Here is a 14,272-nt window from a genome sequence, read left to right on the forward strand (position 1 = left end):
TACACGCCCCTCCCCCATACTTTGTCCCCAAATAAACACGCTATGCCCAATTGTCGGGAGATAAGGGTCATGATCAAAACATTGCGAACGTCATACTGGTTGGCGTCGCTGACGCTCGCGGCGCTGTTAAGCGCCCTGCCCGCACAGGCAAACACCTGGCCACTGCCCGCGGCGGGGAGCCGTCTGGTGGGCGAAAACGCGTTTCACGTCGTGGAGAACGACGGCGGGTCGCTGGAAGCCATTGCGAAAAAATATAACGTCGGCTTCCTCGCGCTGCTGCAGGCCAACCCAGGCGTAGACCCTTACGTTCCGCGCGCCGGGAGTGTGCTGACCATTCCGCTGCAAACCCTGCTGCCAGATGCGCCGCGCGAGGGCATCGTGATCAACCTCGCCGAGCTGCGCCTCTACTACTACCCGCCGGGCACCAACAGCGTCACCGTCTATCCCATCGGCATTGGTCAGCTGGACAGCAACACCCTGACGCCGACCATGGTCACCACGGTGTCTGACAAACGCGCCAACCCGACCTGGACCCCGACCGCGAATATTCGTGCCCGCTATAAGGCCAAAGGGATCGATCTGCCGGCGGTCGTTCCGGCCGGGCCAGATAACCCGATGGGCCACCATGCCATTCGTCTGGCGGCCTACGGCGGCGTTTATCTGCTGCACGGTACCAATGCGGACTTCGGTATCGGAATGCGCGTCAGCTCCGGGTGTATCCGCCTGCGCGATGCCGACATTCTGGCGCTGTTCAACGCCGTGAAGCCGGGTACCAAAGTGAATATCATTAATACGCCGATCAAGGCCTCGGTGGAGCCGGACGGCAGACGCCTGGTGGAAGTACATCAGCCGCTGTCTAAACGTCTCGAGGACGATCCTAAAACGCTGCCTATCGTGCTGAACGCGGCGATGAGCAGCTTTAAAGCCGATGCCAGCACCGATGCGGTGACCATGGAGCATGCGATGGACGTACGCTCCGGGATGCCGGTTGATGTTTCGGCCCACGTTCCGGCCCTCGCCAACGCTATCTGAGCCATACGCCAGCCATAAAAAAAGCCCTGCATAGCAGGGCTTTTTCGTCACAGCGATTCGCGGATTATTTATAGATAACCGCGGTACCGTGCAGGGTGTTCGGACCGGTCACTGAGGTGATACGGAAGGAGCTGGCGCCCATCTCTTCCGCTTTCTGTGCCAGCTGGTCTTCCAGCGACCCCAGGTTGGTGCCGGCAGTGGCGGAAATTGTGCCTACCGCCTGCTGGTTAGCGGGGGTGGACTGAACTTCTACCGCAGCGAGGCTTGCGAAAGAAAGTGAACTTAACAGCGCAGCAGTAAACAAAGCAGTAATGGTTTTCATATTTGTAGCCCTATCGCAGGTGAATGAATGTCGTTAATTAATTAACTTAACGATCGATAAACAAATGATAGATGCGATCCCGGTCACAGGTCAACCCTTATTTATAATGATCGTTAATTAATTTATAAAGACGAGATAATTCAGATAGATAGCCTGAAATTATTTTTCGTAACCAGGGCTGGTACCGACAGGGTAAACTTTTTATAATGAATAACACATCACAACCAGGGGTTAACGGCACTATGACAACCGACGCACCGAACTGCGCAAAAAAAAGCCGTGGCCGACCTAAAGTGTTCGACAGGGAAGCGGCGCTTGATAAGGCCATGACACTCTTCTGGCAGCACGGCTATGAAGCAACCTCCCTCGCCGATCTGGTGGAAGCCACCGGGGCGAAGGCGCCTACGCTGTACGCCGAGTTCACGAATAAAGAGGGGCTGTTCCGCGCGGTACTGGATCGCTATATCACCCAGTTCGCCGCTAAGCAGGAAGCTCAGCTGTTCTGCGATGACAAAACGCTGGAGCAGGCGCTGTCGGACTACTTCTCCGCGGTCGCTGCCTGCTTTACCAGCGCTGATACGCCGGCTGGCTGCTTTATCATTACCACCTCCTCTGCGCTGGCCGCCTCGTCGGAACAGGTCGCCTGTACCATCAAAGCGCGGCACGCCATGCAGGAGCAGACGCTGGTGCGTTTCCTCGATGACCGTCGTGATAAGGGCGAACTGCCGGCAGACTGTGACACCACCGGGCTGGCGCGCTACCTGTGCTGCCTGCTGCAGGGGATGTCCGTCAGCGCGCGTGAAGGGGCCTGCTTCGCGGCGCTAAGCGGCGTGGCGGACACCACGCTGCGCATTCTGCCGGAGCTGATTGCCGCCTATCGCCCTCGCTAAATTCCACAGCAAGATTGCGGGAATACATTATATAAAATGATTAATCGCGTACTGTTATCAGGGCGCGATTTTTTTCTGCCGCCGTCTCCTGCCCTTCTCACGTCCCATCTGTAAGCCCATCAGCATTATGATAGGTACAGGCTATCTCAGCTATTGCTAAAATCTATTAAATATATCTTTTGAGTTAACTATGCTTTTAGACATTGTGATGATTATTTCACTGCTAATGAATCATTACTCAGGACGAAGTCAGAAAAACGCATCCGGATGATGACATTAACCGCAGCTAAGGATGCCTTAACGTTCGGCTCTGGCGGTATTTAAGCCTTTATTACGGACAACAAGGTTTGCAGTTTGGCTATTCACATGCAGAAGGATGATGGAAATGATTATGCTATTACCATTATTTAAGGTGTTAATAGTAATAACATTATTATTTGGCCTGTGGTTGGTTTGTGGTGGTTCTGTGATTTTCGCTTTTATCTCAATTTTGATCACTGGGTGCTTGCTTATCCGCCCACACAGCCTGATTTAACGGCACGCATCTGGCCGCTGAATAACAAAAAACCTTACGTTTGACGGCGTAAGGTTTTTTATTATTCAAAAAAGCGCCCCTCTGCCTGAGCGCAAGAGGGGCGAACGCACATAACGCTTGTTATGCTTTATTATTCAGTATCAGCTGACCGTTGCTGTCGAGCGGGATCTGGGTACCCGGATCGCTGTCCATACGGATTTTGCCTTGCTGTTCGCCGATGCGGTAGGTCACGTCATAGCCCAGCATTTTCTCTGATTTGTCGTAGACGGTTTTGCAGCGCTGCTGTGTGCTGGTATAGGTATCGCCTTCCTGCAGCGAGCCCTGCACCTGGTTACCGGCATAGCCGCCGCCCAGCGCACCGACCACCGTCGCCACGTCTTTACCACGCCCGCCTCCGAACTGATGACCAATCACCCCGCCCGCGACGGCGCCCAGCACCGAGCCGGCAATGCGGTGTTCATCCTGCACCGGGCGACGATGCGTCACCGTGACGTTACGGCACTCCTGACGCGGCGTTTTCACCGTCTCTTTGATCGGTGTGGCGGAGACCACCTGCGCATACTGCGGCGAACGATCGAATACATTGAGGCTTGCGACCGCAGCCACACCGAGTGCGGCCGCTACGCCGATGCCGATACCCGCTAACATTGATTTATTCACAGTAGAACCTCCTCGCTGCGCTAATGGTCATCATATTGCAACTGAAAAGGTGTAACGGCATATCAGAATCAGACGCAAAATAGCGGAATTTATTGCAGCGGGGCGTGTTTAGGAGAACTCTGAGGCGCTGAGCGCCGTATGGCGGGATTTTGTGCTTAATGCCCTGTCCTTTGCAGGACAGGGCGCGGGGCTTAGTGCAGCTTGAGACGCGGGCGAATAACGCGGTTGATACTGCCCACCAGCATCATCAGGCCGGTCTTCATGTAACCATGCAGCGCGATCTGATGCATACGGTAGAGCGAGATGTACACCAGACGCGCCATGCGCCCTTCAACCATCATCGAGCCGCGCATCAGGTTACCCATCAGGCTGCCCACGGTGGAGAACTTCGACAGCGACACCAGCGACCCGTGATCCTTATAGACATAGGCCTTCAACGGCTTGCCCTTGAGCTGCGCCAGAATGTTATGCTGGGCGCAGGATGCCATCTGGTGCGCGGCCTGGGCGCGCGGCGGGACGAATCCCCCTTCCGGACGAGCGCACGAGGCGCAGTCGCCGATGGCGAAAATATCAGGATCGCGGGTGGTTTGCAGCGTCGGCTCAACCACCAGCTGATTGATGCGGTTGGTTTCCAGCCCGCCAATCTCCTTCATAAAGTCCGGCGCTTTGATGCCAGCGGCCCAGACCATCAGATCGGCCTTGATGTACTCGCCGTCTTTGGTGTTCAGGCCGTTCGCATCGGCGCTGGTCACCATGGTATTGGTCAGCACGCGCACGCCCAGCTTGGTCAGCTCGTTGTGCGCTGCGCTGGAGATACGCGGCGGCAACGCCGGCAGAATACGCTCCCCGGCTTCCACCAGCGTCACGTTCAGCGCTTCGTTGGTCAGCCCTTTATACCCGTAGCTGTGTAGCTGTTTAACCGCGTTATGCAGCTCGGCGGAAAGCTCCACGCCGGTTGCCCCGCCGCCAACGATAGCGATGTTCACTTTGCCGCTGGCGCCCAGGTTGGCGGAATATTTCAGGAACAGGTTGAGCATCTCCTGATGGAAACGTCGCGCCTGATGCGGGTTATCCAGGAAGATACAGTGATCCTTCACGCCTGGGGTGTTGAAGTCGTTGGAGGTACTGCCCAGCGCCATCACCAGCGTGTCATAGGGAATTTTGCGCTCGGCGACCAGCAGCTCGCCCTTCTCGTCGCGCAGTTCGGCGAGGGTCAGGGTTTTGCTTTCGCGATTGATGTCCACCACGGAACCCAGCTGGAACTGGAAGTGATGGTTACGGGCGTGCGCCAGATAGCTCAGCGCGTCCACGCCTTCATCCAGTGAGCCGGTAGCCACTTCGTGCAGCAGCGGTTTCCACAGGTGACTGTGGTTGCGATCCACCAGCGTAACTTTGGCTTTTTTGCTGCGGCCAAGCTTATGACCGAGCTGCGTTGCCAGTTCCAGCCCGCCTGCACCGCCGCCGACAATGACGATCTTTCTTAATGGCGTAGTCAACGTGACCCCCTTAAAATATTAACCAATTGTTAAGTTAAAGTTATAAAAATAACCCTGAATTAACAATGGTTTAGATACCTTAAATCTGTTAACAGCTCTGAGAATATCACGATCGGTGCATTGGTCATACCAAATTTGACATACATCAATTATTAATGCTTAAAAGATAGACAAATCCTAGAGAATGGCGTTTAGCAGACGAAAAAAAAGGCCAGCGCTGCGCTGGCCTGTTTCACGGATAACGACTTAGCCGAGGGTTTTGAACGCCTTGATGCGCTGCAGGTGCGGGGAGATATTCTTGAACTTATGCCCCTGCTCTTCATCCCAGACGATTTCATAGTAGTGGTGCAGCAGCGCGGCGGAGCGCTGGCTGTCCAGGGCTTCATCCTGACGGGAGAGGATGGCCAGACAGCGGTCGCGGTTCTTCTCCCGGAAGTTTTCCACGCACTTGGTGGCGATGTCGATGTACTCTTCCGGGCGATCGATCTTGCCCTCCATGTTCTCTTCCGGGAACAGGTTCGGGTTGAAGATCACCTGCCGCATGTCGCACAGGAAACCGATCCGCTCGGCCCAGAAGCCCCCCAGCCCGACGCCGCAGATAAGCGGACGCTCATCGACGCTCAGCTGCAGCATTTTATCCACTTCACGCAGCAAGTGCTGCATGTCGTGTTTCGGGTGCCGGGTACTGTAGCTGATGAGCCTGACGTCCGGATCGATGAACTGCAGCTGCAGCACTTTCTCGTGGTTACCGGGGCTGTTCGAATCGAAACCGTGTAAATAGATAATCATCGTATCCTCACCATGTCAGCCAGCCCGTCGGGCCAGATTCAGCGGGCGCTTTTCGCCGCTTCCCACCGCTCGTGAAGCTGCGTCAACGCCGCATTGGCGGCTTTCCAGCGCGCGGATGCCATCAGCTCCTGACGGGTAAAAGAGCCGGTATGATACAAATTTGTAACACGTCCGGCATTGATCGGAGACAGGTTATCCAGCACGCTCACTGCGCCTTTACGATTATTGCAGACCAGGATCATATCGCAACCTGCATCCAGCGAGGCCTGCCCGCGCTCGGCGTAGCTTCCCATCACCGCGGCGCCCTCCATAGACAAATCGTCAGAGAAGATTACCCCGTCGAAGCCCAGCTCGTTACGCAGCACCGTCTGCAGCCAGTAAGGTGAGCCGCTGGCCGGACGCGGATCGGCTTGCGGATAAATCACGTGGGCCGGCATGATGGCATCGAGCTTGTTGCGGGTAATCAGCGTGCTGAATACCGACATATCGTGTTGGCGAAGCGTCTCAAGCGGACGGGGATCGACCGGCGTCTCCTTGTGAGAGTCCGCCGTCACGGCACCGTGCCCGGGGAAATGTTTGCCGGTGGTTTTCATGCCCGCCTCGTGCATGCCGTCGATAAAGCGCGTGGCCATCCTCAGCGCCCGATCAGGCGCGTCGTGCCAGGCGCGCTCGCCGATGGCCGCGCTGATATGGCCGACATCCAGTACCGGCGCGAAGCTGATATCAATGTCCATCGCAATCATTTCGCAGGCCATCAGCCAGCCGGCCTCCTGAGCCAGTTGACCTCCCTGCTCTTCACCCAGCAGCGCAAAGAAGGACTGCGCGGCCGGCAGACGGGTAAAACCTTCGCGAAAACGCTGTACGCGCCCGCCCTCCTGATCCACCGCCACCACCAGGCGATGACGCGACGCGGCGCGGATCTGACGCACCAGCTCGCGCAGCTGCTCGGGATCGTGATAGTTGCGGGTAAACAGGATAAGCCCGCCCACCAGCGGATGCTGTAAAATTTCGCGCTCTTCGGCATCCAGCTCAAAGCCTGCCACATCCAACATTACCGGACCCACATCCACCTCTCTCGTTATGTTACGTCGCCCGCACCTGGCGCCAGGCCTCATCGGCAAGGGCGATAAATTGTTGTTGCTGCGTTTGCGCAAAGCGCTCTTCATACCAGCCGGCCATCAGCATGGCGACCCACGGCTGCCAGCGGGCAACCTGCTGCCGCAGCGTGCTTTCGCGGATGCCCGCCAGACGGGCGTAGGCGGTAACCAGCGCGGCCCGCGTCGCGTCGTCGCACCAGACGGCGGCCAGCTCCAGCGCGATATCACCGTCCCCGGCGTACTCCCAGTCGATGAGCCGCGGCGTCTCCTCCTGCCACACCAGATTTCCCGGGTGGACATCCATATGCAACGGCGCAAGCCGCAGCGGCTGCGGTTCACCCTGACGTGTCAGCCTGTTGAGCCGACGCAGCCAGAAGGGTGTACGCCGGCCCGGCGCGCTGTGTTGCCAGTAGCGGTGCAGCAGCGGCAGGAGCGTGATGCGCCAGCCGAAACGTCGCTGGGCATGGAGATGATACAGCAAGGCCGCCAGTTGCGGCATTGGGGGGAGCGTGCTTTTTACCTCGCCCGGCAGATAGTTAAGCATCAGCCAGTCGCCGTCGAGACAGTGAACGCGCGGTGCGATATCCACGGGTAGCTGGCGCAGCGCCCGATAGAGACGCGCGAAGGCATAGCGCGGCACCGCGTCGCGATTTCGGCGGCGCAGCAGGCGTTTTCCCTGTGGGGTGTCGAGCAGCAGGCTGCCACCACTCAATCCCTGGAGCGCAGAAAGCGAACCGGCGGCTTGCGCCGCCGGAAAATGCCGGGTTAAAAACGTATCCAGCGATACGTCACTGGGTCTGCTGTACGGCACCTTTACCTGACCAGATAATTTCGCCGGTTTGCACCAGCATCAGCTGCATTTGCAGGGTTGGCGCATTCACGTTGCCGGTAGCATTGCTGTAAAGCACGTACTGCGCGCCGACATTGCGGGCGATGCCAATTGCTTTACTGCGCGATCCGAGACTATCCTGCGACGACAGGCCAAGCTGCTGTTTCGCCTGGGCCAGCTGCTGCGCCGAGACCAGCGTGAATTTCCCGTTGTTGCCGAGGGCGCCGTGCAGCGCTTCGGTCGCCGGGCCGCTTTGCAGCGAACCGTTAGTGCGGTTGTTCACGCTGTCCACCAGCAGCACGCTGCCGGCATTGACGCCGTCGGCCTGCAACATCTTACCGACCATCGGCTGCATGGCGCCGTTCCAGTCGTAGTGACGGACTTTCGGCTCTGGCGTGGCAGGCTGCGGCTGTTCGGTAATCGGACCCGGCTGTGACGGCACCGGTGGGATCTCAGGCACGCCTGGCAAGGTTGGCTGACCTGGCTGCGGCTGGGTGGTGCCAGGTTTGGCCTCATCAACCGGCGCTGGCTTCTGCTCGCCCTGCATCACACAGCCCGATAAAATCACCGCTACCGACGTCAGTAGCGCATAACGACAAATTTCCCTAATCAAGTTTCACCTCTTAGAGATACAAATAGAGACGGACTTTCCGTGCGCCCAGATAGTGGGAGCTGGCAAAGATGGCAACACTCGAATGCGCCGGAACGGTTACGCTGCGGGGCGCTTCAAGCGGGTGCATTTCGAGCCCTTTCGCGTCATACCAGTAGAAACGGTAGTTCACCGTCACCGGTTTGTCCCTTTCATTGTAAAGTGTGGAGGACGCGGAGGGCGTAATATTTTCAATAGAATACTCCGGTTTTTGCGCGGTAATCCCCGCCGCCAGCACCGATGACTCCATCACCAGCGTCTGATCGTCATTCACCGGAATTTGCGGCGACGAGCCGCAGCCCACCAGCGCAAAGGCAAGCAGCAACGGAACGATGCGTCCGCCCGTCATCTTAGTGACCCTTATGCGAGAGCATCGGCCCCAGCGCGTGGCCGCCCACCAGATGCATATGAATGTGGTACACCTCCTGCCCGCCGTGACGATTGCAGTTGACGATCAGACGATAGCCATCTTCCGCGATGCCTTCCTGACGTGCGATTTTTGCCGCCACGGTAAACATCCGGCCAAGCGCCTGCTCGTGCTCGGCGCTAACGTCATTCACGGTTGGTATCAGCACGTTGGGAACGATCAGAATATGCGTAGGTGCCTGAGGAGAGATATCGCGGAACGCGGTGACAAGCTCATCCTGAAAAATGACATCCGCTGGAATCTCGCGGCGGATAATTTTACTAAAAATCGTTTCTTCGGTCATGTGTAGTCCCTCTTTTATCGTTCATAGAGTATGAGCGACAGTCTCGCATCCTTTCAACCTTTGACCGGTTTTTCTTTATATCGCCAGTGGTTAGTTACGCCCTGTGCTCGCCGTCTGGCTTTCTTTATCACGTGATGTAAGAGGATGAGACCCGAAGTGACTGTTACAGCTCTTACATTTGTTTACAGCGGTAAGACTAATGATTATAGTTCTCATTTTTATTGACACCGGAAAGTTCATTCAGTAATTCGCGATATCTATTCATCAGCAGCGGATGCCTCGGAAGAGATACGTAGACAATAACCAGATGCGCACAGCATCCTTCTTCTTAAGGGTTAAACATGGCTTTTAATGCAACTCGCGCCCGGGGCTTCTCGCCGGTGTCGCATCTTCCTTCCCTGCTCGCGTTGAGCATTGCCAGCGCGCTGGCCGCACCTGCTGCGTTTGCGGCGCCCAATGACACCATCGTGGTGGATGCCTCCTCGGCGAACGCGGCAGCGGACGAGTCGCACGACTACAGCGTGAAAGCCACCGCTGCCGGTACGAAAATGATGATGATTCAGCGCGATATTCCGCAGTCGGTGAGCATCATCAGCGAGCAGCGCATGCAGGATCAGCAGCTGGATACGCTGGGGGATGTCCTCGCGAATACCACCGGTATCACCGCAAGCCAGGCCGACTCTGACCGTGTTTCTTACTATTCTCGCGGCTTCGAAATCGACAACTACATGGTTGACGGTATTCCTACCTATTTTGAATCACGCTGGAATCTGGGCGATGCGCAGTCTGATACCGCCCTGCTGGAGCGCGTGGAAGTGGTACGCGGCGCAACCGGCCTGATGAGCGGCACGGGTAACCCGTCGGCCTCCATTAACATGGTGCGCAAGCATGCCGACAGCCGCGAATTCAAAGGTAACGTCTCTGCTGAATACGGCAGCTGGAATAAGCAACGCTACGTGGTAGACGTACAGTCGCCGTTGACCGAAGACGGGCGCATTCGTGGCCGTGTGGTTACCGGTTATCAGGATAACGACAGCTGGCTTGACCGTTACAACCAGCAGAAAAAATTCTTCTACGGCGTGCTGGATGCCGATCTGACCGAGGCAACCAGCCTCTCAGTGGGTTACGAGTACCAGCAGATCAATGTTAACAGCCCGACCTGGGGCGGCCTGCCGCGCTGGAGCACCACAGGTAACCCGATTCGTTTCGATCGCAGCCGCAGTACCGCGCCGGACTGGGCGTACAATGATAAAGACATGGATAAAGTGTTCGTGACGCTGAAGCAGCGTTTCGACAACAACTGGGAAGCCACGCTTAACGGCACGCACACGGAAACCAAACTCGACGGGCGCACGGCCTACATCGACTCGGTGGTGGATCAGTCCACCGGCAGACTTGAAAGTATCTATGGGCCAGGCTTCATGGTCGGCGGCACCGGGTACAACACCGGTAAGCGTAAAGTTGATGCGCTGGATCTCTATGCCAGCGGGCCTTACGAGCTTCTGGGCCGCGAGCATCAGCTGATGGTGGGCGCGAACTACAGCAAGCAGCATAACCGTTACCTCAACTCCTGGGCTAACCTCTATGCCGATGAAGTGGGCAATTTTGGCAATTACAACGGCACTATCCCTGAGACCAACTGGGGCGATCTGGCGCTGGCCCAGGAAGATAAGATTCACATCAAATCGGCCTATACCGCGACGCGTATTTCCCTCGCCGATCCGCTGCATCTCATTGTGGGCGCTCGCTACACCAAATGGAGCACCGATACCCTGACGCAGCACATGGAGAAGAACAATACTACGCCGTACGCGGGCCTGGTGCTGGATCTCGACGATAACTGGTCGACCTACGCCAGCTACACTTCCATCTTCCAGCCGCAGACGGTGCGTGACATCAGCGGCAAATATCTGGCACCGATCACCGGTAAAAACTATGAGCTGGGCGTGAAATCGGACTGGATGAACAGCCGTCTGACCACCTCTCTGGCGGTGTTCCGTATTGAGCAGGACAACCTGGGCGTCAGCACCGGTCAGCCGATCCCAGGCACCGCGGGCGAAACGGCTTACCGGGGTGAGGACGGAACGGTGAGTAAGGGCGTGGAGCTGGAAGTTAACGGCGCCTTGACCGATAACTGGCAGATGACCTTCGGGGCTACCCGCTACGTCGCCACCGACAGCGAAGGCAATGCGGTCAACGCCAACCTGCCTCGTACCAGCCTCAAGCTCTTTACCAGCTACCGCCTGCCGATGCTGCAGGACCTGACGCTGGGCGGCGGCGTGAACTGGCAGAATCATACCTACACCTACGTGAACACGGGCTTCGGCACCTTCCGCGCCGATCAGGGCAGCTACGCGCTGGTCAATCTGTTCGGTCGTTATCAGGTCACAAAGGAACTCTCGGTTCAGGCAAACATCAACAACCTGCTTGATAAAGAGTACGACACCAACGTTGAACAGTCGTACATCTACGGTGCTCCGCGTAACGTCTCACTTACCGCAAACTACAGCTTCTGATCGTTCCGCTTAACGAATTCAGGGAGCCTTCCGGCTCCCTTTTTTTATGCCTGCAGAGTGCGGTGCATTCTTCTGACAGCGCCGTCTTCATGCCGGGAAGCGCGGCGTCGGTTATGACCATGCGATACCGTATGGCTTGACGCGCCAGCGCGCGCCATATTGCGCCCATAAAAAAGGGAGGCCAGTGGCCTCCCTTAGTCTCCCCAACCTTTATGGCTTAACTGTTACGGATGTACTCATCCATTTCAGTTTTCAGGTTATCGGATTTGGTGCCGAAGATAGCCTGCACACCAGAACCCGCAACCACTACCCCTGCCGCGCCCAGCTTTTTCAGGCCAGACTGGTCAACTTTAGACACGTCGGCCACGCTGACGCGCAGACGGGTGATGCACGCATCAAGGTTAGTGATGTTTTCTTTACCGCCGAAGGCTGCCACCAGAGCCGGTGCCATTTCGCTGGTCCCTGTTGCTTTGGTGTCTTCGGTTGCATCTTCACGACCCGGGGTTTTCAGGTCCAGCGCTTTGATCAGCACGCGGAAGATGGTGTAGTACACCACGGCGTAGCCTGCACCCACAATCGGGAACAGCCACAGCTTGCTGCTGTTACCAGACAGCACGATGAAGTCGATCAGACCGTGGGAGAAGGAGGTACCGTCACGCATACCCAGCAGGATACAGATCGGGAAGGCCAGACCTGCCAGAATCGCGTGGATAACGTACAGGATCGGCGCCACGAACATGAAGGAGAACTCGATCGGCTCGGTAATACCGGTCAGGAACGAGGTCAGCGCCGCGGAGATCATGATACCGCCGACTTTAGCGCGGTTTTCCGGCTTCGCTGAGTGCCAGATGGCAATCGCGGCAGCCGGCAGGCCGTACATTTTGAACAGGAAGCCGCCAGAGAGCATGCCCGCAGTCGGGTCGCCCGCCATGTAGCGCGGGATATCGCCGTGGAACACCTGACCTGCTGCGTTGGTGTATTCGCCGATCTGCATCTGGAAAGGCACGTTCCAGATGTGATGCAGACCAAACGGCACCAGACAGCGCTCTACGAAACCGTAGATGCCAAAGGCAACTACCGGGTTCTGATAGGCGGCCCACTGGGAGAACGCCTGGATAGCGGAACCAATCGGTGGCCAGATGAAGGACAGGATAACGCCGGTGAAGATCGCCGCCAGACCAGAGATGATCGGTACGAAGCGTTTACCCGCGAAGAAGCCCAGATATTCAGGAAGCTTAATGCGGTAGAAACGGTTGAACATGTAGGCTGCAATCGCACCGGAGATGATCCCGCCCAGTACACCGGTATCAGCCAGGTGTTCCGACGCAATCTGCTCGGGTGGAAGGTGCAGAACCAGCGGTGCCACGACCGCCATGGTTTTCACCATTATGCCGTAGGCGACTACCGCGGCCAGCGCAGAAACGCCGTCGTTATTGGTAAAGCCCAGCGCCACGCCGATTGCGAAGATAAGCGGCATGTTGGCGAAGACAGAACCGCCCGCTTCCGCCATAACGTGGGAAACCACGGCTGGCAGCCAGCTGAAGTTTGCGGAACCGACGCCCAGCAGGATACCTGCGATAGGCAGTACGGAGACCGGCAGCATCAGCGATTTACCCACCTTTTGCAGGTTAGCAAATGCATTCTTAAACATAATTGAGAGTGCTCCTGAGTATTTGTGCTTTTTTACGCTTATCACGCATCGCCTGCGGGGAGATACAGGCCATAAAAACGGGGCATCTGAGCGCCCTTTATTTATTACGCAGAGTAAAATAAATCGCGTTTTTTTTGTTTGACGGCAATCACGTTTCCGCAAGCACCGTCAGAAAAACTTATATTTCTTTACATTTAGAACGCTGAATTCACGTCAGAAATGGGCTCGCGGCCAGGATTTCGGCGGTGAACTCTACGCGCTTTACCGTTTAATTACGAGCCATAAAATAATTACCAGGATCACGACTTCTGCAGGCGGGAGGGATCGATATGGAACAGCGTCGCGAAATTCTCGGTAGTCGCGGCCGCCAGTTCATCAACCGAAACGCCCTTCAGCACCGCCATGTACTCAGCCACATCGCGCACGTAAGCCGGCTGATTCTCTTTTCCGCGATGCGGGACCGGCGCCAGATATGGCGAATCCGTCTCCACCAGTAGGCGATCAAGCGGCACATAACGTGCGGCGTCGCGCAGCTGTTCCGCGTTCCTGAAGGTGACAATCCCCGAAAACGAGATGTAAAAACCCATATCCAGCAGTTTCCCGGCGGTTTCCCTGTCTTCAGTGAAACAGTGTAGTACGCCCCCGCAATCCGTCACCTTTTCCTCACGCAAAATCGACAGTGTGTCCTCCCGGGCGTCGCGGGTATGCACGATGACCGGTTTGTTCAGTTCGCGACCGATGCGGATGTGGTGACGAAAGGAGTGCTGCTGGCGTTCTTTGGTTTCCGGGGTATAGAAGTAATCAAGGCCGGTTTCGCCCAGCGCTACGACTTCTTCATGGGCTGCAAGCTCGCGCAGCGTCTCGGGATCGTACTCTTCATCCTGATTGAGCGGGTGCACGCCACAGGAGAATGCCACGTTATCGCGCTGACCAATCAGCTCGCGCATCGCGGTGTAGCCCGGCAGCGTGGTGGCTACCGCCAGGAAAAAGTTCACGTCGCGCGCGGCGGCCTTGGCCAGCACATCGTCCACGCTGTGGTGCAGTGTCTGGTAGTCCAGGCCGTCAAGATGGCAGTGGGAGTCGACTAAAAACATAA

The 14,272-nt window shown here is 56.8% G+C and carries 14 protein-coding genes; 3 read left to right on the forward strand and 11 right to left on the reverse strand.

Features of this window, described 5'->3' with window-relative positions; all coding sequences use genetic code 11:
- Positions 1-69 precede the first annotated feature (69 nt).
- Positions 70-1,032, forward strand: a complete 963-nt coding sequence (ldtC, locus tag DW58_RS06305) for a L,D-transpeptidase LdtC (protein WP_024548548.1) — start codon at positions 70-72, stop codon at positions 1,030-1,032.
- Positions 1,033-1,096: 64 nt separating this feature from the next.
- Here ldtC and bhsA read toward each other — a convergent pair whose 3' ends face one another.
- Positions 1,097-1,354 (reverse strand): multiple stress resistance protein BhsA, encoded by a 258-nt coding sequence (gene bhsA, locus DW58_RS06310; RefSeq protein WP_024548549.1) that lies wholly within the window; start codon positions 1,352-1,354, stop codon positions 1,097-1,099.
- 242 nt (positions 1,355-1,596) lie between these two features.
- Here bhsA and DW58_RS06315 point away from each other — a divergent pair, with 242 nt between their 5' ends.
- Entirely contained in the window at positions 1,597-2,244 is a 648-nt protein-coding gene (locus tag DW58_RS06315; RefSeq protein WP_024548550.1) for a TetR/AcrR family transcriptional regulator, read from the forward strand.
- A 655-nt stretch (positions 2,245-2,899) separates the two neighbouring features.
- Here DW58_RS06315 and DW58_RS06320 read toward each other — a convergent pair.
- From DW58_RS06320 to hinT, 8 genes are all read right to left on the reverse strand, one after another.
- A complete protein-coding gene (locus DW58_RS06320) occupies positions 2,900-3,439 on the reverse strand; it encodes a glycine zipper 2TM domain-containing protein (protein ID WP_024548551.1) in 540 nt (179 codons plus the stop codon).
- 191 nt (positions 3,440-3,630) lie between these two features.
- Positions 3,631-4,935 (reverse strand): NAD(P)/FAD-dependent oxidoreductase, encoded by a 1,305-nt coding sequence (locus tag DW58_RS06325; RefSeq protein WP_024548552.1) that lies wholly within the window; start codon positions 4,933-4,935, stop codon positions 3,631-3,633.
- 246 nt (positions 4,936-5,181) lie between these two features.
- Complete coding sequence (gene ycfP / locus DW58_RS06330) at positions 5,182-5,724, reverse strand: alpha/beta hydrolase YcfP (RefSeq protein WP_024548553.1); 543 nt, start codon at positions 5,722-5,724, stop codon at positions 5,182-5,184.
- 38 nt (positions 5,725-5,762) lie between these two features.
- Positions 5,763-6,788 (reverse strand): beta-N-acetylhexosaminidase, encoded by a 1,026-nt coding sequence (gene nagZ, locus DW58_RS06335; protein ID WP_024548554.1) that lies wholly within the window; start codon positions 6,786-6,788, stop codon positions 5,763-5,765.
- A 19-nt stretch (positions 6,789-6,807) separates the two neighbouring features.
- Positions 6,808-7,632 carry a thiamine kinase gene (thiK, locus tag DW58_RS06340; protein WP_024548555.1) on the reverse strand — a complete coding sequence of 275 codons (825 nt, stop codon included), beginning with the start codon at positions 7,630-7,632 and terminating at the stop codon, positions 6,808-6,810.
- A complete protein-coding gene (gene lpoB, locus DW58_RS06345) occupies positions 7,610-8,260 on the reverse strand; it encodes a penicillin-binding protein activator LpoB (protein ID WP_196811670.1) in 651 nt (216 codons plus the stop codon). Before lpoB ends, thiK begins: the two co-directional genes overlap by 23 nt.
- Before the next feature lie 13 nt (positions 8,261-8,273).
- Positions 8,274-8,648: a YcfL family protein gene (locus DW58_RS06350; RefSeq protein ID WP_029696414.1), complete on the reverse strand. Its 375-nt coding sequence runs from the start codon at positions 8,646-8,648 to the stop codon at positions 8,274-8,276.
- A 1-nt stretch (position 8,649) separates the two neighbouring features.
- On the reverse strand, positions 8,650-9,009 hold the full coding sequence (hinT, locus tag DW58_RS06355; RefSeq protein WP_024548558.1) for a purine nucleoside phosphoramidase: 360 nt from the start codon (positions 9,007-9,009) through the stop codon (positions 8,650-8,652).
- Between the two features lie 341 nt (positions 9,010-9,350).
- Between hinT and fhuE the strand changes: the two genes are divergently transcribed.
- Positions 9,351-11,525 (forward strand): ferric-rhodotorulic acid/ferric-coprogen receptor FhuE, encoded by a 2,175-nt coding sequence (fhuE, locus tag DW58_RS06360; protein WP_029592617.1) that lies wholly within the window; start codon positions 9,351-9,353, stop codon positions 11,523-11,525.
- A gap of 217 nt (positions 11,526-11,742) precedes the next feature.
- On the opposite strand, the gene ptsG is transcribed toward fhuE, so the two are convergent.
- Together ptsG and DW58_RS06370 are read right to left on the reverse strand one after the other, a co-directional pair.
- Positions 11,743-13,176 carry a PTS glucose transporter subunit IIBC gene (ptsG, locus tag DW58_RS06365; protein ID WP_024549492.1) on the reverse strand — a complete coding sequence of 478 codons (1,434 nt, stop codon included), beginning with the start codon at positions 13,174-13,176 and terminating at the stop codon, positions 11,743-11,745.
- Positions 13,177-13,475: 299 nt separating this feature from the next.
- Positions 13,476-14,270, reverse strand: coding sequence for a metal-dependent hydrolase (locus tag DW58_RS06370; protein WP_024549491.1), 795 nt, complete (start codon positions 14,268-14,270; stop codon positions 13,476-13,478).
- Between the last annotated feature and the right edge of the window lie 2 nt (positions 14,271-14,272).

The organism is Siccibacter turicensis LMG 23730 (assembly GCF_000463155.2).
GTDB lineage: Bacteria > Pseudomonadota > Gammaproteobacteria > Enterobacterales > Enterobacteriaceae > Siccibacter > Siccibacter turicensis.